We start from the raw sequence: 18123 nt of genomic DNA, 5'->3' as shown, positions 1-18123 counted from the left end.
GGCTCGTTCACCCCCTACACGAACGCGGCCCGGTCAGATCGACGGCTCAGCAGAAGAAGTACGCCGATGAGCGGCAGCGTCACCAGGTACGCCGTCCGCAGGTCGACGACCCGGGCGAGGACGGCGAGCAGCGCCGGCGCGACCAGGATCGCCGTACCGGAGGCCATCGCACCGACCGCGGCGAGGCGGGCCGAGCTGAGACCGGGAGTGGCGACGAGGGCGGCGAGCGTCACCGGGTAGAGCGGGGCGACGCCGAGACCCGCGACGACCAGGCCGAGGGCGACCACGGCCGGTACGTCGACCATGCTCACCAGCAAGGTGCCGCACGCCGCGAGCAGGCCGGACGGGAACACCGGCGACCAGCCACGCCACCGGATCGGGCCGATCGCCCGGCCGACCGCCATGCCGATCGGGAACGCACTGCCCAGCAGCGCCGCCGTCGCCGTCGGCAGGCCGGCAGCCACCAGCCGAGCCACCGCCCAGACCACGAAACAGAACTCCACGGCCACGGCGAGCACGACCCGCAACCAGCCCACGCCCACGTCGACCACAACCCGCCGGCCTACCCGCCGCCACTTCCGGCCGAGCCCGACGGCAGGAGCGGAGTCGATCAGCACCGGCAGCGCCGGCTCCTCGCCGCGGTCCCCGGCGTCGAGCCGCGTGTCCGCGACCTGTCGGCCCGTGCTCCTGGCGGACGGCTCAGCGTCGTGTCTCGGGCCTCGTACGCCCTTGGGGCGGGTGAGGATCGCGAGTGCGAGGAGTGGTGGCGCGGCGGCGAGCATTGCCAGCCGCCCGCTGGGGCCCAGACCGTCCAGGGTGCCGATCGCCAGCGGCGCCAGGATCCCGGTCCCGCTGGCGACCGCGTTGACCCGGCTCAGCCGAGCGGCAGCGGCAGGACCGTTGAGCATCAGTGGAGCAACCAGGACGAGCAGCGCCCCACCGAGACCGACCAGCAGACCGCCGCCGATCGCGACGCCGTACGCCGGGGCGACCGCGATGAGCACCGCGCCCAGCGCGCACACGACCGAGCCGAGCCCGAGCACCGTCGGCATCTGCCACCGCCGGAGCATCCGCGGGCCGACCACCGCCACCAGCAGCAGCCCGACCGCGAACCCGGAGGACAGCAACGCCAGCCGGCTGGTCGGCTCGTCGAGGTCCCGCGCGAGGATCGCCACGCACGCGCCGAGCCCGGCCAGCACGAATCCCATCGCCGACAGCGCGACACCGATCCGCACCTCGTCGGCGCGCGCCCCAGCCTGCACCGGAGCCTGCGCGCTCATTCCAGACCTTTGAACAGCGCGTCGAGGCGGTGCAGGTCCGGCAGCTCGATGTCCGCCGCGATGCCCTTCAGACCGGCCGTCAGCGCGCCCGAGGCCTGCCCGGCCGACAACCCGACCACCGTGTCCTCGACCACCAGGCAGCGGGCCACGGGTACGCCGAGCAGCTCGGCCGCCCGCAGGTACCCCTCGGGGTCCGGCTTGCCGCGAGTGACGTCGTCGACCGTGACGAGGACCGACGGCGCGATCCCGGCCGCGCTCAGCCGGACCTTGGCGAGCTGGTCCGGCGCACTGGTGTAGACCGCCCACGGCAGGCCGATCCGCTCGAGCGTGCCGAGGAGCTCGATCGCACCCGGCTTCGCCACCACGCCGTCGACGTCGTTGACCTCGAGATCGAACACCCGGGCCCACGCCGCGGTCCGCTCGGCGGCCGACGCGTCGGGCAGGAAGTGCGCCACGGTCGCCATCGCCGGGTTGCCGTGCGCGACCGCGAGCACCTCGGCCGGTACCAGGCCGAACTCGGTCGCCCAACGGCTCCAGCTCCGGTCGACGACCGCGTCGGAATCGACCAGAGTGCCGTCCATGTCGAACAGGACGGCGCGGATGTCCCGGATCTCCATGACCCCTCCCATTAAACTCGTCCTCCGAGCATAACGGGAAGGACACCGATGACTCCAGTGCGCCGGGGGCAGTGGCAGACGGCTGCGGACGTCCTGACCCAGCTCACGCGTCAGCCCGGCATCACCCGGGCCGCGGTCGCACGGGCGTTGCGGCTGAGCACCGGGTCGGCGACCGAGGTGACGGCCCGGCTACGCGACGTACACCTGCTCACCGAGGTACCCGCCCCGAGTCAGGGACGTGGCCGGCCGACAACGGTGCTGCAGCCGCATCCTCAAGGCCCTGTGGTGCTGGCGCTGGACCTTCGGCAGAGCAGTTGGCGCAGTGCTGTCGTAGCGCTCGACGGATCGCTGCAGGACCCGCAGTTCAACCGTCATCGCAGTCGGCGTGCACAGGTCGTGATGAAGAACCTGCGGCGTGAGGTGCAGCAGGCGAAGCAGCGGTACGGGTCTCGGCTGCAGATGGTCAGCCTCGCCGTACCGGGCACGGTGCGCGACAACCACCTGATGCAGGCCCCGACTCTGGAGTGGGCGGAGCTGGACCTCACACAGGTCACTGAAGGCACAGGCGTGCCCCTACTCGCCGGCAACGACGCAACACTCAGCGGCGTTGCGGAAGCTCGTACTGGCGCTGCAGCCGGAGCGGGTACGGCGGTGCACCTGATCATCGAGGTCGGTATCGGCGGGACGCTGCTGATCGACGGCGTACCGGCACAGGGCGCGTCGGGTGCCGGCGGTGAGTACGGCCACATGCCCTTCGGAGACCGCTCTCGCCCCTGTCCGTGCGGCGCGCGCGGCTGCTGGGACCTGGAGATCGACGGACGCGCCCTGGCACGCCACCTCAAGCAGCCGACGCCGGACGACCCCGTTGCCTACACGGAAGAGGTCCTCCGGCGAACGGACCGCGCCGCGCGCGCTGCCGTGACCAGGGTGGTCACAGCGCTCGGCTACGGCATCGCAGGTCTCGTCAACGCCCACGACCCCGACGTAGTCACCATCGGAGGCCTGGCGATCCCCCTGCGCGCCGCAGCCGAGGACACGTTCGCCGAGGCATACCAGGGCGGCCTGATGACGTTCCACCGCACCGCTCCCCCACCAGTGCTACCCGCCACCCACCAGCCGGACGGCCCCCTCCGCGGCGCGGCCGCCCTGGCCCTCGACCAACTCACCAGCGAACCGGCCGTCGCAGCCTGGGTCGCCCAGCGTTAGTCGGCGACCTCGACTACTTCTTCCTCGGGCTCTTCCACGCGCGGCTTGGGGACGATCGGGGGTTCGACCTTGGCCAGGATCTCGACGATGTCGTGGCGGTGGTGCTGGATCTCGTGGGCGGTGTGGCGGATGATCCAGCCGAGCGTGCGGGGTGCGCGGACCGGGTAGTTGTAGAGGCCGAGCTTGCCCAGCTCTTGCGGGCGGAGGACGCGGGCCGCGGCGCCGAAGTCCTTGGCGAAGCGGACCAGGGCGGCGGCGACCTCCATCGGGTCCTGGTTCTCGTACTTCTCTTGCTTCACCCGGCCGGTGCGGTCCATCGGCGCGTACACCGGGCGGTCCTCGGCCAGGCACTGCGCGATCCGGTGCCGCTGCACCTCGAGGACGTCGCGCACGTGGCACGCGTACTCGATCGCGGACCACACCTCGGGCTCGGGGCGCAGCCGCACCACATCCGGGTCCGGCCCGGCCGCGGCCTTGGTCAGTGCCATGCTGCAGTCCGCCGACTGCCGGATGAGCAGGGTCACCGTGCCCTGCAGGTCACCCGTGTCGTAGTTGAAACCGCACTGCTCGCAGTACCCGTCGACAGGGGGCTGCTGCTTGCTCAACTGGCACTCCCTCGGAATCTCCACGCGTGATCGACCGGGCCGATGCCGCCGCCGAGCGCGAACCCGGCCGCGATCGCACCGGTCACATACTCCTTCGCCGCGCCCACGGCACTCGGCACGTCGTACCCACGAGCAAGGTACGACGCGATGGTGCTGGCCAGCGTGCAGCCCGTGCCGTGCGTGTGCCTGTTGTCGGCCCGGACAGCGCTGTACGCGCGCCGCACACCCGGACCGTGCAGGACGTCGACGGACGCCGTACCGACGTCGTGGCCGCCCTTCACCAGCACCCAGGACGCTCCCGCCTCGAGCAGCGCCTTCGCGGCGAGCTCCCGGTCCTCGACGGTCTCCAGGTCGATGCCGGAGACCGGTCCGAGCTCGGTCAGGTTCGGCGTGAGGACCGTGGCGAGCGGGACGATCTCCGTGCGCACGGCCTCCATCGCGTCGGCCGCGAGCAGCGCGTCACCGTGCTTGGACACCGACACCGGATCGACGACGACCGGCACCTCCGGCGGCAGCGTCCGCAGCAGCGACGCGACGACGCGGACCATCGACTCCGACGCCAGCATGCCGGTCTTCACCGCGTCGACGCCGATGTCGTCCACCACGCTGCGGAACTGCGCGCGCACCTGCTCCTCCGGCAGCTCCCAGGCGCCCTGGACGCCGAGGCTGTTCTGCGCGGTGATCGCGGTCAGCACACTCATGCCGTGCACGCCGTTGGCGAGCATCGCCTTCAGGTCCGCCTGGATGCCGGCACCGCCACCGGAGTCGGAACCGGCGATCGTCAGCACTCTGGGGGGCGGCATCTCAACTCCTGAAATGGGCGTGTCCTGTCTCCGCAGCATACGGCGCGCCGTCGACGGTCACGGTCCCGGGCGGGCGCTCCTCGTTGCCCTCAGCAACCGAGCCGATCACGGTCCAGCCCTCGGGCACGTCGGCCGGTTCGAAGGTGCCGACCAGGGCGTGGTCCTCGCCGCCGGTCAGCACGAACCGCAGCGCGTCCACACCGGTCGCCGCGGCCACCGCCTGCAGCGGCTCGGGCACCGAGAGCGCCTTGGTGTGCACGTCGATGATCACCTGGCTCGCCGTCGCGATGTGACCGAGGTCCGACAGCAGCCCGTCGCTCACGTCGCACAGCGAGGAGGCGCCGGCGAGCGCGGCCCGCGGCCCCTCGGCGTACGGCGGTTGCGGGCGCCGGTGTGCCTCGACGACGGCCCGCGGCGAGCGGAACCCGCGCGCGAGCACCGCCCAGCCCGCCTCGGCCCAGCCCAGCCGGCCGGCGTACGCGACCTCGTCGCCCGGACGCGCACCGGACCGCAGCACCGGCGCACGGCCGTCCAGCGAGCCGAAAGCGGTCACCGAGACCACGATCTTGTCGGACTGGACCGTGTCGCCGCCGATGATGCTCGCCCCGACCAGCTCGCACTCGTCGACCAGGCCCTGGTTCAACTCCAGGGCCCAGGCGGTCGGCAGGTCGGCGGGGCCGCCGAAACCGACCACCAGCGCGGTCGGGCGGGCACCCATCGCCACCACGTCGGCCAGGTTCTGCGCGGCGGCCTTGCGGCCCACGTCGTAGGCCGACGACCAGTCCTGGCGGAAGTGCCGGCCCTCGACCAGCAGGTCCGTCGTGATCACCATGCGGCCGTCCGGCACCGCCATCACGGCCGCGTCGTCGCCAGGACCGACCAGGACGTCCTCACTCTTGGACAGCCCCTTGGTGACGGCCGCGATCAGGCCGAACTCACCCGTGCTCCCCAACGTCTCTGTCACGTCAGCAGACCTCCCATATCGCTGACCGGAGTCTAGGCGGTACCGTGACCGGGCAACGAGTACGCCCAGCCACCTGGCAGTACTGTGGCTGGAGCCAGCTGAGGACGACTGAGTGGAGAACGACGTGGTGGTCCAGGCCTACATCCTGATCCAGACCGAGGTCGGCCGGGCGGCCGACGTCGCCGCACAGATCGCCGAGGTCCAGGGCGTCACCCTGGCCGAGGACGTCACCGGTCCGTACGACGTGATCGTCCGCGCGGAAGCCCGCAACGTCGACGAACTGGGCAAACTGGTGGTTGCCCGGGTCCAGAACGTTCCCGGCATCACCCGCACGCTGACCTGCCCCGTCGTCCACATCTGACCCACCATCACCTCGGGGACCCGCCACCGTCTCGACATGCCGAACCACCAGCCCACCGACCCGCGCCGGCCCCACGCACCCCGACCGGGTGCGGCACGGGCTGGAGCGGCCCGGCTCGCCCGCTCGGGTGTCTCCCCCGCTCACGCCGCACGGGTCGTGTGTGCGGGTCTCGGTCTGTTGCTGATCGCCGCGTGCAGTCCGGGGGCGACGCCGGTACCCGTCCCCTCCCCCGCGCCGGAGGTCGCCGCGGCCTGCGCTGACCTGGTCAAGGCCCTCCCGGCGAAGGTCCTGGACGCCGAGCGTCGCGAGACCTCCCCGAAAAGCCCGCTGACCGCGGCGTACGGCGACCCGCCGATCGAAATGACCTGCGGCGTCAGCCCACCCGCCGGCATGGCCGAGGCCCAGTCCCAGTGCTTCGAGGTCAACGGCGTCGGCTGGTTCGCCAAACAGGTCGAGAACGGCTTCATCTTCACCACGATCGGCCGCACCATCTACTTCGAGGTCGCCGTCCCGTCCAAGTACTCCCCCGAGGCGAACGCACTCACCGACGTCTCCGACGCCGTCCACAAGTTCGACAAACTCGTCACGCCCTGCACCTGACAGCGGCATACTCCCTGGCGAGATCGAAATTCGTCTGCTGGTTCGTGTCCGGTTGCGGCGCGCGGGGGCGACGTCTCGGGTGGAAGTGCCCGGTGGTGGGTGCTCGGACGACGGGAGAAGCTGATGAAGTACATGATCCTGACGTATGCGTCACAGCAGGACTACGACGGTATGGCGGGGAAGGACACCGGGAAGCCGGCCTGGCGGCCGGAGGACTTCGCGGCGATGGGGGCGTTCATGGAGAAGTTCACCAACGACCTCGTCGAGTCGGGCGAGCTGGTCGAGACGCGCGGGCTGGCGGCGCCCGTGCTGACCCGGCGGATCGGGTCGAAGGACGGGCAGTCGGTGGTGACCGACGGGCCGTATGCCGAGACCCAGGAGGTCCTCGCGGGCTACTGGATCGTCGAGTGCGAGTCGTTCGACCGGGCGACCGAGATCGCCTCCCGGCTCGGGGACACCCCGGCGCCCGAGTTCGTCCGCGCCACGGCGTATGCGGACATCCGGCCGATCGTCGAGGGCCGCGACGAGCTGGTGGAGTGACCGGACATGAGTGGCGCTCCCGACGAGCTGTTGCGGGGGCTGGCGCCGCAGGTTCTCGGGGCGCTGGTCCGGCGGTTCGGGCATTTCGACACGGCTGAGGATGCGGTGCAGGAGGCAGTGCTCGCGGCGGCGCAGCAGTGGCCGGTGGACGGGGTGCCCGACAGTCCGCGCGGATGGTTGATCACGGTCGCCTCGCGCCGGCTGACGGATCTGCTCCGGCGGGAGCAGGCCCGTCAGCGGCGGGAGGACCGGGTCGCCGCCTGGGCGCCGCAGGGTGACCCCGTCGGGGACACGGACGACACTTTGGTGCTGTTGTTCCTGTGCTGTCATCCGTCGTTGTCGCCGGCGTCGCAGATCGCGTTGACGTTGCGGGCGGTCGGCGGTCTGACGACGGCGGAGATCGCCCGGGCGTTCCTGGTGCCGGAGGCAACCATGACACGGCGGATCACCCGGGCGAAGACGACGGTGCAGGACAGCGGCGCGCGGTTCACGATGCCGGCCGACCGGGACGAGCGGCTGGGCGCGGTCCTCAAGGTCGTGTACCTGATCTTCAACGAGGGCTACACGAGCACGACGGGGCCCAGCCTGCAGCGGGTCGAGTTGGCGGCCGAAGGGATCCGGCTGGCGCGGATGCTGCACCGGTTGCTGCCGGACGACGCCGAGGTCGCCGGGTTGCTGGCGTTGCTGTTGCTCACCGATGCCCGTCGGCCGGCGCGGACCGGCCCGCTCGGCGAGCTGGTGCCGATGGCGGAGCAGGACCGGTCGCTGTGGATCCCGGAGCTGATACGCGAGGGCGTCGCGCTGATCACGGCCACGCTGCCGCGGGGGCCTGTCGGGCCGTACCAGTTGCAGGCGGCGATCGCGGCGGTGCACGACGAGTCGCCGACCGCCGAGGAGACGGACTGGCCGCAGATCGTCGCGTTGTACGAGGTGTTGCTGGGGCTCACCGACAATCCGATGGTGGCGCTCAACCACGTGGTCGCGGTCGCGATGGCGCGCGGGCCGGACGCGGGGCTCGCGTTGCTCGGCTCGATCGAGCACGACCAGCGGATCGCGGGCGACCACCGGCTGTCGGCGGTCCGGGCACATCTGCTGGAGATGTCAGGTGACGCGCCCGGCGCACGCACGGCGTACGAGGAGGCGGCGAGCCGGACGACGAGCGTCCCCCAGCAGCGCTACCTCCGCGCCCGCGCCGCCAAGCTCTAGAAGCGCTGCTGGGTCAGCGCAGGCCGGTCGGGCGGGTCATGGCCAGGGTGAGGAGGTGTTCGACGAGGGTCGCGTAGTCCTTGCCGGAGGCTGCCCACAGCCGCGGGAACATGCTGGTCGGCGTGAAGCCGGGCATGGTGTTGATCTCGTTGATGATCACCCGGTTGTCGGCGTCCAGGAAGAAGTCCACCCGGGCCAGCCCCTCACCCTCGATCGCGTCGAACGCGATCAGCGCCTTCGCGCGGATCTCGTTCGCGATCTCGACCGGCAGGTCGGCCGGCACCGAGAGCGCCGTGTACTCCTCGCCCTCCGGCAGGTACTTGGTCTCGAAGTCGTAGAAGTCGTGCCCGCCGCCCGAGACCGCGATCTCGCCGCAGACACTGGCCTCCGGGTCGCGGCCGGCGAGACCGCCCAGCACCCCGACCTCGATCTCCCGCGGGCTCTTCGCCGACGCCTCGACGATCACCTTCGGGTCGTGCGCCCGGGCCACCGCGATCGCCTCGTCGAGCTCGTCCGGGCCGTTCACCTTGCTGATCCCGAGGCTCGACCCGCCCCGGCACGGCTTCACGAACACCGGGTAGCCGAGCGCGTCGACCGCCTCGCGGCACGCGGCCGGGTCCCGGATCCAGTCCCGGTCACGGATCACGACGTACGGCGTGACCTCGAGCCCGGCGCCCTGGAAGACCACCTTCATGTAGTGCTTGTCCATCCCGACCGCGCTGGCCAGGACGCCGGAGCCGACGTACCGGATGTCCGACATCTCGAGCAGGCCCTGGATGGTGCCGTCCTCACCCCACGGTCCGTGCAGCAGCGGGAAGACCACGTCGACCGCGCCGAGCGTGCTCGGCACCTGGCCGGGTTCGCTCACCACGAGTTCACGGTTGGCGCCGAACAGCACCGGCAGCGCGGTCACGTCGACCTCCGGGAGCTTGCCGTCGGTGATCGACAGCCGCTCGGGATCTCCGCTCTCCAGCACCCAGTGCCCGCTGGAACTGATCCCGACCGGGACCACGTCGTACTTGTCCCGGTCGATGACCTGCAGGACGTTCGCCGCGGTCACGCACGAGATGGCGTGCTCGCTCGACCGGCCGCCGAAGACGACGGCGACCCGGGGCTTGCGCTGACCTTCTGAGTACTCACTCACCGGCTCGACTGTAGCGGCCCGGCGATCAGGTTCCGACCGGGGTTCGGTTAAGAGATGTTCAGATCGGCGCGTCCCAGGTGACTGGCAACGCTGTCACTCCGTACACGAGCGTGTTGTTTCTGTAGTCGATCTCCTCGAACGGCACAGCGAGTCGCAGTGTCGGGATGCGCGCGAACAGCCGGGTGAAGACCTCCTGCAACTCGACCCGCGCCAGCTGCTGGCCGAGGCACTGGTGCGGCCCGAATCCGAAGGCGACATGCGCCGCGGCCTCCCGCTCCACGTCCAGCCGGTCGGGGTCCGGGAACACCGTCTCGTCGCGGTTCGCCGACGACAGCGCCGCGATCAGGAACCCGCCGGCCTCGATCGTCGACGATCCGACCGGCAGCTCGTCGGTCACCTGCCGGAACAGCCCGAAATGCACGACGGACAGGTAGCGCAGCAGCTCCTCGACGGCAGCGGGCGCCAGCGCCGGATCGGACCGCAGCTTGGCGAGCTGATCAGGGTTCCGCAGCAGCGCGAGCGTGCTGAGCGCGATCATGTTCGCGGTGGTCTCGTGCCCGGCGATCAGCAGCGTGACCCCGACGGTGACCAGCTCCTCCAGGCTCAGCGGGCTGCCGGACTCCTCGCCGCGGGTGATCAGCCGCGACAGCAGATCGTCCTCGCGCTTGGCCTGCTTCGCCAGCACCAGCCCGACGATGTACTGGTTCAGCTCGTCACTGGCCCGCCCGATCTCGTCGGTCCAGCCGTCGACGCGAACGAGCAACGCGCTGCGCTCCTGGAACTCGTCGCGGTCCTCGTACGGGACGCCGAGCAGTTCGCAGATCACCAGGGACGGGATCGGCAGCGCGAACTCGCGCACCAGGTCGACCGGCCCGCCGGCGGCCAGCATCGCGTCGATCCGCTCGTCGATCATCGCGGCGATCCGCGGCCGCATCGCCTCCATCCGCCGCACCGCGAACTCGGTCGCCAGCAGCCGGCGCAGGCGTTTGTGCGCCGCGCCGTCCACCTGCAGGATCGAGCCCGATTCCACTTCCCGGTCCAGGTCCGCGTCCGGGACGACGTGATCCGACGGCGCCGGCCGCGAGCTCAGCCGGCTGTCCCGGAGCAGCCTGCGGACGTCGTCGTACCGGCTGATGACGTAGGCGTCGACACCGGCGGGCGTGGCCACTTTCGCGAGCTCCTCGGCACGGCGGTACCCGGCGTACTCGCGCGCCGGGTCGAACGGGCAGCCGGACGGTCTGCCGACGGGGAAGTTCTCGGTCATGGCTTCTCCCTCGAATTTGGTAGTGACTACCATATGGCTGACGCTTCCGGATTGGAATGCCCCTTCGGCGGGTCGGAGGCGGTAGCCTGACCGGGCCGGTGGGGCGGGTACGAATCGAACACAGCCCGCGGAGGTGCTGGATGGGACTGCGCGAGGTGAAGCGGGAGCGGACCCGCCGGCTGATCGCGGACAAGGCGTTCGAGCTGTTCAGCGACCACGGGTTCGGCCGGACGACGGTCGAGCAGATCGCGGCGGCGGCCGAGGTCGGTCCGAGCACCCTGTACCGGTACTTCCCGACCAAGGAGGGGCTGGTCCTCGAGTTCGTCGACGACTGCCTCGCCGAGGCGGTCAGCTGGTTCCACGAGCAGCCCTCGATGGAGCTGACGGACGGGCTGCGGGCGGTCATCGAGCGGGTTCTCGAGCAGCTCGAGACGAACCCGGACCGGGTGCGCGCAGTCTTCGACCTCGCCGAGCAGAACGGTTCGGTGAGCGCTCATCTCAACGAGCTGATCTGGCGCTTCCGCAACGACCTCGCCGACGTCCTCTACCGCCGGTTACCCGGCGACGACCCGCGCCGCGCCGAGTTCGTCGCCGCGCTGTCGGCGGGGATCGCGATGAACATCATCGAGAGCGTCGTCCGGGTCTGGGTCGACAACCCGGGTGCGGTCGACGCGAAGACGATGGCCCGGCAGGCGATGCGCCTGCTGCGCACCGGCGGCGTTCCGCTGCCCGGCGTACCGAACTCCGCCGTCCTCTGAGCTCCGCCGTGCCGTGAGCCGCCCCGGGCTCCCCCGCGCTCCGGCGCAGCCGGGTGGCCAGGGACAATTCGGGCATGACTCCTGACCTCGATCCGTCCACCGTCGTCGTCCACGCGGGCCGGCCCGAGCGGGTGCCGAACGCGCCGCTCGGCGTGTCCCCGGTGTTCAGCTCGACGTACGTCGCGGGCGGGGACCGCGGGTACGGCCGGTTCGGGAACGACGCCTGGACCGCGCTCGAGGAGACCCTCGGCAAGCTCGAAGGCGGCCGCGGGCTGACGTTCGCGTCCGGCATGGCGGCCGTGGCGGCCGTCATCGACCTCGTCCCGGTCGGCGGCCGGGTGGTCGCGCCGCAGCACGCGTACTCCGGCGTCCTCGCGCTGCTCGATCAGCAGGCAGCCACCGGCCGCCTGAAGGTCGACAGGGTCGGTATCGCCGACACCGACGCCGCCCTCCAGGCGGTCGACGGCGCGGACCTGCTGTGGATCGAGTCGCCGACCAATCCCGCGATGGAGGTCGCCGACATCCCGGCGCTCGCCGCCGCCGGTCGTGCCGCCGGCGCGACCGTGGTCGTCGACAACACGTTCGCCACCCCCCTGCTCCAGCAGCCGCTGCGGCTCGGCGCGGACGTCGTGATGCACTCGGCGACGAAGTTCATCGCCGGTCACTCCGACGTCGTGCTCGGCGCCGTCGTCACCGCCGACGAGGACCTGTGGTCGGCGATCGAGCTGCGCCGCCGCAGCCTCGGCGCGATCCCGGGGCCGATGGAGGCCTGGCTGGCGCTCCGCGGCCTGCGCACTCTCGCGCTCCGCCTGGAGCGGGCCCAGTCGAACGCCGGGTTCCTGGCCGAGCGGCTGCGCGAGCACCCGCGGGTCAGCCGGGTCCGCTACCCCGGCCTGCCGGACGACCCCGGGCACGACCGCGCCGCCGCGCAGATGTCAGGGTTCGGCGCGATCCTCGCCTTCGAGCTCGGCGGCGACGCGGCCGGCGCCCAGAAGCTGTGCGAGAGCACCGAGCTCTGGGTGCACGCGACCAGCCTCGGCGGCGTCGAGTCGATGCTCGAGCGCCGCCGCCGCTGGCCGATCGAGGTGCCGACGATCCCCGAGGACCTGATCCGGCTGTCCGTCGGTATCGAGCACCCCGACGACCTGTGGGCCGATCTGCGGCAGGCCCTCAGCGCTTCGAGTTGAGCACCGGGCCGCCGAAGAACGTCAGCACGCACAGCACGACCGGCAGGATGAACGCGATGTTCAGCGGCATCCAGTGCGCCAGGCCGCCGATCAGCGCGGGCCCGGCGAGCAGGCCGACGTACCCGAGGCCGACGACGCGGGCCATCAGGGCGCCGGACGAGCGCGGGTCGAGGTTGCCGGCGGCGGTGAACAGCTGCGGTACGCCGCCGGCGAGGCCGAGGCCGAACACCGCCCAGCCGACGAGCGCGACGGGCACCCACGGCACGACAATCACCAGCGTCAGGCCGGCCGCGGCCATCGCGGCGCCCCAGCGCACGATCGCGGCCGGGCCGACGACGGCGGCGACCCGGTCGGTGAGGAACCGCCCGACGGTCATCGCGACCGCGAACGCGCCGTACGCGTAGGCCGCCGTACTGACCGAGGTGTCGAGGATGTCGCGGAAGTGCAGTGCGGCCCAGTCGTTGGCAACACCTTCGGACAGCATCAGGCCGAACGCGAGCCCGCCGAGTGCCCAGACCAGCTTCGCCGGCGGCTTCTCCCGCGGCTGCGCGTCGTCCGCGTCCTCGTCGGAGACGGTTGCCTCCAGCAAGAAGCGGCTGGCGGCCAGCGAGAGCACGATGCAGACCAGGCCGGCCAGGCCGAGGGTGACCTCGGTCGGTACGCCGGCGCGCAGCGTGGCGGCTCCGATGACGGCCGCGATCGCGCCGCCGATCGACCACATCGCGTGGAAGGCGGCCATGATCGGGCGCGGGTAGCCCCGCTCGACCACGACGGCCTGCGCGTTCATGCCGACGTCGATCGAGCCGTTGCCGAAGCCGACGAGGATCAGCGCGAGACCCAGCGTCCACCAGTTGGTGGCCAGCCCGGGACCGGCGAGCGCGATACCGAGCAGGATGCCCGCGGCCGGGACGAGCCGGCGCTGGCCGAGCTTGTCGACGAGCGGACCGGCGACCTGCATGCCGATGAACGCGGCGCCGCCGAGGACGAGCAGGAGCAGCCCGAGGGTGCTGTGGGTGATCCCGGTCGCGTGCTCGATGCTCGGGATGTGCACGACCCACATGCCCACGGCGAAGCCGTTGAGGCCGAAATACAGCCAGGTGGCAATCCGAGCGGCCCTGGGCGGCGCGGCCGGGAGCTGGACGTCGGTGGCGGTCAAGAGGCCACCTCTACGAGGGTGCCGCGTTGGGTCAGCAAGGTTCGTTGGTCCTCGGGTGCGGAGTCGTCGGTGATGATCAGGTCGGGGCGGTCGGCGGCGCAGACGTAGGCGAGCGCGGCGCGGTCCCACTTGGCGCCGTCGGCGAGCACGATGGTGCGGTTCGCGACCTTCAGGGCCTCCTGCTTGACCTCGGCGTCGCCCAGGTCGAACGCCGTCATCCCGGCGTCGAGGCTGAAGGCGCACGGGCTCAGCACGGCGGCGTCGAACCGCAGCGCACGCAGCGAGGCGACGGTCAGCGGACCGACCAGCGACAGCTCACCCTTGCGCGCCTCGCCGCCCGGCATCAGCAGGCGGATCCGCGGCGCGTCGGCGAGTTCGTGCGCGACGTGCAGCGAGAGCGGCATCACGGTCAGCGCGCGGTCGTGCAGCAGCTTCGCGGTCTCGAGGGCCGTCGTCCCGCTGTCGAGCACGATGGTCTCGCCGTCGCGGAGGTGCTCGACGGCGGCCCGGGCGATCGCCTGCTTGGCGGCGACGGCGGCCTGGGCACGCAGCGAGTGCGGCGGCTCGAGACCGGACGGCATCGCGGACACGGCGCCGCCGTGGACCCGCTTCAGGACGCCTTGCGCGGCCAGGAAGTCGAGATCGCGGCGTACCGTCATGTCGGAGGCCTCGGTCGCCTCGACCAGCTCCTGGACCGATACTCGGTCGACGGACTGCAGTCGCTCTACGATCATTTGGTGCCGTTCCGCACTTCTCATGCGCAAAAAACTACCATCCGCCTGATCGTTCAAACAGATAGCGTGTTTGCTTGTGACTGATGACACCACACTCGTCCGGCGGTCGCGGTACGCCGTGGCCGCCGTCTTCTGCGTGCACGGAGCGGTGACCGGGTCGTTCGCGACCCGGGTCCCCTGGATCCAGGAGCACGCGGGGGTGTCCGCCGGCCAGCTCGGGCTGGCGCTCGCGTTCCCGGCCCTCGGCGCGGCGCTGATGATGCCGCTCGCCGCCCGGGTCAGCCACCGGTTCGGGACCCGGACCGCGCTCCGCGGGCTGCTCGCGCTCTGGACGCTGTCGCTGATCCTGCCGTCGTTCGCCCCGGGCCTGCTGACGCTCTGCGCCGCCCTGCTGATCTACGGCGGTACGGCGGGGATGGCCGACGTCGCGATGAACGCGCTCGGCGTCGAGGTGGAGCACCGGCTGAAGAAGTCGATCATGTCCGGGCTGCACGGCCTGTGGAGTGCGGGCGCCCTGATCGGCTCCGCGGTCGGCACGGTCGCGGCGCATGCGAACCTCAGCGCCCAGGTGCATCACGTGGTCGCCGCCGTCGTCCTCACCGTCGTCGGTGCGGTGGTGTGCCAGTTCGTGCTGAACATCCATCCCGAGGAGGACGAGGAGCCGCCGGCGAGGTTCGCGCTGCCGCCGAAGTCGGCGCTGCTGATCGGTGCGGTCGGGTTCTGCGCCGTGTTCGCCGAGGGGGCGAGCCTGGACTGGTCGGCGGTGTACCTGCGCGACATCCTGGACAGCTCGGCCGGTGTCGCGGCCGCGGCGACGACCGGGTTCGCGCTGACGATGGCGATCGCGCGGATCACCGGCGACGCGGTGGTCGACCGGTTCGGCGCCGTCCGTACGGTGCGCTGGAGCGGCGTGGTCGCGACGCTCGGCGGGCTGCTGGTGGTCGTCGCGCCGAACGCGATCGTCGCAATGGCCGGCTTCGGCCTGATCGGCATCGGGATCGCCGTCGTCGTACCGCTCGCCTTCGCGGCCGCCGGCCGCACCGGGGACAACGCGAGCCAGGCGATCGCCGGCGTCGCCACCATCACCTATGCGTCGGGTCTGGTCGCGCCGTCGATCATCGGCGGCATCGCCCAGGCCAGCAACCTGACCATCTCGTTCATCGTCGTCACCGCACTGGCGGCCTGCCTGGCGGTCTTCGCGCGGGTGCTGGCAACCAGCACGCGGACAGCGCCGGGCGGCGTGCTTCCCCGGTGATACGAATCATGGGGTGACGACTTTTCGGGTGGCTGGGGCTGAGGACGCGGCGGCGGTTGCGGAGTTGCACGGGGACAGCTGGCGGCGGCATTACCGGGGCGCGTATGCGGATGCGTTTCTCGACGAGGAATCGCCGGAGTACCTCGGTGAGCTGTGGGCCCGGCGGCTCGCGGCGCGGGAGGGGATGCGGACGACCGTGGCGGAGTACGTCGGGCAGCTGATCGGGCTCGCGCACGTGGTGTTCGACGCGGATCCGAAGTACGGAGCGCTGGTCGACAATCTGCATGTTCGGGCGCCACGCAAGCGGCAAGGGATCGGTACTCGGCTGCTCGCGCTCACGGCGGAGCACGTCCACGACACCGGCCTCTACCTCTGGGTGCTCGAGCAGAACACCGCCGCGCAGGCCTTCTACGAGGCGCGCGGCGGCATCCGCGGTGACCGGAAGGACGTCCCGCCGCCCGGCGGCGAGCCGCGCCGCCTCAACGGACAGCCCGCCTGCTTCCGCTACTACTGGCCGGACCCGGTCCGCTTGACGGTCTCGATCAACGCGTACGACGCCTGACTCGCCCGCTCGGGATCACCGTCGCGGATCGCGTCCAGCACGTCGACGTGCGCGTCACCGAGCCGATGGTCCTCGGGGATCGTCGCGGTCTGGTGGATCGACGCGGTCATGACTTCGGCGAGCGCGTCGTACAACCGCAGCAGTAACGGGTTCCCGCTCGCGACGACGACCCGGCGGTGGAAGTCGGTGTCGACGGCCACGAACGCGTCCAGGTCACCGGCCGCGAGCGCCTCACCACGCGCCACCAGCACCTCCTCCAGAGCGGCCAGGCTCGCCGGGTCCGGTTCCCGGGCAGCCAGCCGCGCAGCCGCCGCCTCGATGCCTGCACGGGCGTCGAGCACGTGTGTCAGCGACGCCGACAGTTCGTCCCGGACCAGCACACCGCTGATCTCGTTGGTCGCCCGGACGTAGGTCCCGTCGCCAACGCGCGGTTCCAGCAGACCGGTCAGGCTCAGCGAGCGCAAAGCCTCGCGCACGGTGCCGCGGCTGACGCCGAGCTCGGTCGCGAGTTGATGCTCCCCAGGGATCCGCGCGCCCCGCGGCCAGGCGCCGGACTCGATCCGGGCCCGGAACTGTTCCGACACCTGCAGCACGAGCGGCACCTGCCGCACCAAGGGCTCCATGGCGTACAGTATATAAATGTAGGACATCTACACGAGAGCTGACGAGAGGTGTGTCGTGGCAGTGCTGACCGGACCGATGACTCGCGAGCGGTCGTCACTGATCACCGCGACCGCCTTCGTGGTCGCGCTGAGCCTGCGGCCGGCGCTGACCGCGGTCGGGCCGGTGCTGCCCCGGATCGGACTCGACCTGCACCTCGGCGAGGCCGCCCAGGGGCTGCTGGGCACGCTGCCGCTGCTCGCGTTCGCGGCCGCCTCTCCCCTGGTCCACCTCGCGTCCCGGCGGTTCGGGATGGAGCGGGCGGTGTTCGTGTCGCTGCTGGTGCTCGCGGCCGGCAGCGCGCTCCGCCCGTACGCCGGTCCCGCCGGGCTGTGGATCGGCACGGCCGTGGTCGGCGGCGCGATCGCGGTCGGCAACGTCTTGGTCCCGGTCATCATCAAGCGGGACTACGCGGGCCACGTCTCCCGGGCGACCGGCATCTACACGGCCTTCATCACCGGCGGCGCGGCGATCGCCTCGATCTTCGCCGTACCGATCGCGGACGCCGTCGACTGGCGGCTGTCCCTGGCGGTCTGGGGCGGGCTCGCCGTCCTGGTCGCGGTGATCTGGCTGCCGCGGACGCTGTCACCCGAGCCGATGCCGGCGGCCCCAGCGGCCGACGAGGCTCCGCCGGTGAGTGTGTGGCGGCAGCCCATGGCCTGGCTGGTGACCGGCTTCATGGGCCTGCAGTCGACGAGCTTCTACCTGTTCGTGAACTGGCTGCCCACCATCGAGATCACCACCGGCGGCGTCTCCGAGCGCTCGACCGGTGTGCACCTGTTCGTCTTCCAGGTCTTCGGCCTGATCGGCGGGCTCACCATCCCGCTGCTGCTGAAGCACCCGACGAACCAGCGGGCCGGCCTGATGACCGCGAGTACGCCGATCCTCGTCGCCCTGCTCGGTCTGATGTTCGCGCCGCACCTGGCGATCGTGTGGGCGGTCGTCGGCGGGCTGGGCCAGGGCGCCGGTCTCGTCGCGGCGCTCTCGCTGATCAGCCTCCGCGGCCGCGGGCACCACGAGACCACGCAGCTGTCCGGGATGGCGCAGGCGGTCGGCTACACGCTCGCCGCCGCTGGTCCGGTCGTCGCGGGTTACCTGGTCCAGGTGACCGGCGGCTGGAGTACGACGCTGAGCGTCTTCGCGACACTGGCGGCCACGCAGGTCTTACTGGGATTCGCGGCAGGCCGAGACCCCCGCGCCACCTGACCCGGAGACCTCAGG

Annotated in this window: 20 protein-coding genes; 10 read left to right on the top strand and 10 right to left on the bottom strand. The window is 71.5% G+C overall.

What is annotated here, in order from left to right; all coding sequences use genetic code 11:
• Positions 1-14: 14 nt before the first annotated feature.
• A complete protein-coding gene (locus tag ABZW60_RS32760; protein ID WP_355483463.1) occupies positions 15-1280 on the bottom strand; it encodes an MFS transporter in 1266 nt (421 codons plus the stop codon).
• Positions 1277-1897 (bottom strand): HAD-IA family hydrolase, encoded by a 621-nt coding sequence (locus ABZW60_RS32755; RefSeq protein WP_355483461.1) that lies wholly within the window; start codon positions 1895-1897, stop codon positions 1277-1279. Before ABZW60_RS32755 ends, ABZW60_RS32760 begins: the two co-directional genes overlap by 4 nt.
• Positions 1898-1945: 48 nt before the next feature.
• Here ABZW60_RS32755 and ABZW60_RS32750 point away from each other — a divergent pair, with 48 nt between their 5' ends.
• The gene (locus tag ABZW60_RS32750) at positions 1946-3103 is read left to right on the top strand and encodes an ROK family transcriptional regulator (RefSeq protein WP_355483459.1); all 1158 of its coding nucleotides are present in this window, start codon (positions 1946-1948) and stop codon (positions 3101-3103) included.
• On the opposite strand, the gene ABZW60_RS32745 is transcribed toward ABZW60_RS32750, so the two are convergent.
• The 3 genes from ABZW60_RS32745 to ABZW60_RS32735 are packed head-to-tail and all read right to left on the bottom strand — an operon-like array spanning position 3100 to position 5475.
• Positions 3100-3708 carry a DinB family protein gene (locus tag ABZW60_RS32745; protein ID WP_355483457.1) on the bottom strand — a complete coding sequence of 203 codons (609 nt, stop codon included), beginning with the start codon at positions 3706-3708 and terminating at the stop codon, positions 3100-3102. The genes ABZW60_RS32750 and ABZW60_RS32745 overlap by 4 nt on opposite strands.
• Positions 3705-4511, bottom strand: a complete 807-nt coding sequence (gene thiD / locus ABZW60_RS32740) for a bifunctional hydroxymethylpyrimidine kinase/phosphomethylpyrimidine kinase (protein WP_355483455.1) — start codon at positions 4509-4511, stop codon at positions 3705-3707. The genes ABZW60_RS32745 and thiD overlap by 4 nt, the downstream gene beginning before the upstream one ends.
• 1 nt (position 4512) lies before the next feature.
• Positions 4513-5475 (bottom strand): thiamine-phosphate kinase, encoded by a 963-nt coding sequence (locus tag ABZW60_RS32735; protein ID WP_355483453.1) that lies wholly within the window; start codon positions 5473-5475, stop codon positions 4513-4515.
• A 127-nt stretch (positions 5476-5602) separates the two neighbouring features.
• On the opposite strand from ABZW60_RS32735, the gene ABZW60_RS32730 reads away from it, so the two are divergent.
• From ABZW60_RS32730 to ABZW60_RS32715, 4 genes are all read left to right on the top strand, one after another.
• Positions 5603-5836: an Lrp/AsnC ligand binding domain-containing protein gene (locus ABZW60_RS32730; RefSeq protein ID WP_198682133.1), complete on the top strand. Its 234-nt coding sequence runs from the start codon at positions 5603-5605 to the stop codon at positions 5834-5836.
• A gap of 36 nt (positions 5837-5872) precedes the next feature.
• Positions 5873-6436, top strand: a complete 564-nt coding sequence (locus tag ABZW60_RS32725; RefSeq protein ID WP_355483451.1) for a DUF3515 domain-containing protein — start codon at positions 5873-5875, stop codon at positions 6434-6436.
• A 123-nt stretch (positions 6437-6559) separates the two neighbouring features.
• Positions 6560-6976 (top strand): YciI family protein, encoded by a 417-nt coding sequence (locus ABZW60_RS32720; protein WP_355483449.1) that lies wholly within the window; start codon positions 6560-6562, stop codon positions 6974-6976.
• Positions 6977-6982: 6 nt separating this feature from the next.
• Positions 6983-8182: a DUF6596 domain-containing protein gene (locus ABZW60_RS32715; RefSeq protein ID WP_355483447.1), complete on the top strand. Its 1200-nt coding sequence runs from the start codon at positions 6983-6985 to the stop codon at positions 8180-8182.
• Between the two features lie 13 nt (positions 8183-8195).
• Here the strand turns inward: ABZW60_RS32715 and ABZW60_RS32710 are convergent, their stop codons facing one another.
• Positions 8196-9326, bottom strand: a complete 1131-nt coding sequence (locus ABZW60_RS32710) for a D-alanine--D-alanine ligase family protein (RefSeq protein WP_355483445.1) — start codon at positions 9324-9326, stop codon at positions 8196-8198.
• A 58-nt stretch (positions 9327-9384) separates the two neighbouring features.
• Entirely contained in the window at positions 9385-10590 is a 1206-nt protein-coding gene (locus ABZW60_RS32705; RefSeq protein WP_355483443.1) for a cytochrome P450, read from the bottom strand.
• A 140-nt stretch (positions 10591-10730) separates the two neighbouring features.
• On the opposite strand from ABZW60_RS32705, the gene ABZW60_RS32700 reads away from it, so the two are divergent.
• Positions 10731-11348 (top strand): TetR/AcrR family transcriptional regulator, encoded by a 618-nt coding sequence (locus ABZW60_RS32700; RefSeq protein ID WP_355483441.1) that lies wholly within the window; start codon positions 10731-10733, stop codon positions 11346-11348.
• A gap of 74 nt (positions 11349-11422) precedes the next feature.
• Positions 11423-12535 (top strand): aminotransferase class I/II-fold pyridoxal phosphate-dependent enzyme, encoded by a 1113-nt coding sequence (locus ABZW60_RS32695; protein ID WP_355483440.1) that lies wholly within the window; start codon positions 11423-11425, stop codon positions 12533-12535.
• On the opposite strand, the gene ABZW60_RS32690 is transcribed toward ABZW60_RS32695, so the two are convergent.
• Both ABZW60_RS32690 and ABZW60_RS32685 read right to left on the bottom strand, forming a co-directional pair.
• Positions 12519-13691, bottom strand: a complete 1173-nt coding sequence (locus tag ABZW60_RS32690) for an MFS transporter (protein WP_355483438.1) — start codon at positions 13689-13691, stop codon at positions 12519-12521. The two genes, ABZW60_RS32695 and ABZW60_RS32690, sit on opposite strands and share 17 nt — an antisense overlap.
• Positions 13688-14425, bottom strand: a complete 738-nt coding sequence (locus tag ABZW60_RS32685) for a DeoR/GlpR family DNA-binding transcription regulator (RefSeq protein ID WP_355483436.1) — start codon at positions 14423-14425, stop codon at positions 13688-13690. The genes ABZW60_RS32690 and ABZW60_RS32685 overlap by 4 nt, the downstream gene beginning before the upstream one ends.
• 76 nt (positions 14426-14501) lie before the next feature.
• Between ABZW60_RS32685 and ABZW60_RS32680 the strand changes: the two genes are divergently transcribed.
• On the top strand, positions 14502-15680 hold the full coding sequence (locus ABZW60_RS32680; RefSeq protein ID WP_355483435.1) for an MFS transporter: 1179 nt from the start codon (positions 14502-14504) through the stop codon (positions 15678-15680).
• A gap of 13 nt (positions 15681-15693) precedes the next feature.
• Positions 15694-16242, top strand: coding sequence for a GNAT family N-acetyltransferase (locus ABZW60_RS32675; protein ID WP_355483433.1), 549 nt, complete (start codon positions 15694-15696; stop codon positions 16240-16242).
• Here the strand turns inward: ABZW60_RS32675 and ABZW60_RS32670 are convergent.
• Complete coding sequence (locus ABZW60_RS32670; RefSeq protein ID WP_355483431.1) at positions 16188-16865, bottom strand: FCD domain-containing protein; 678 nt, start codon at positions 16863-16865, stop codon at positions 16188-16190. The genes ABZW60_RS32675 and ABZW60_RS32670 overlap by 55 nt on opposite strands.
• Positions 16866-16920: 55 nt before the next feature.
• Here ABZW60_RS32670 and ABZW60_RS32665 point away from each other — a divergent pair, with 55 nt between their 5' ends.
• Positions 16921-18108, top strand: a complete 1188-nt coding sequence (locus ABZW60_RS32665) for an MFS transporter (protein WP_355483429.1) — start codon at positions 16921-16923, stop codon at positions 18106-18108.
• The last annotated feature ends 15 nt before the right edge of the window (positions 18109-18123 follow it).

The organism is Kribbella sp. NPDC003557, assembly GCF_040610805.1.
Lineage (GTDB): Bacteria > Actinomycetota > Actinomycetes > Propionibacteriales > Kribbellaceae > Kribbella.
The sequence above is the reverse complement of the archived record's forward strand: the minus strand, read 5'-3'. Positions and strand labels throughout refer to the sequence as shown.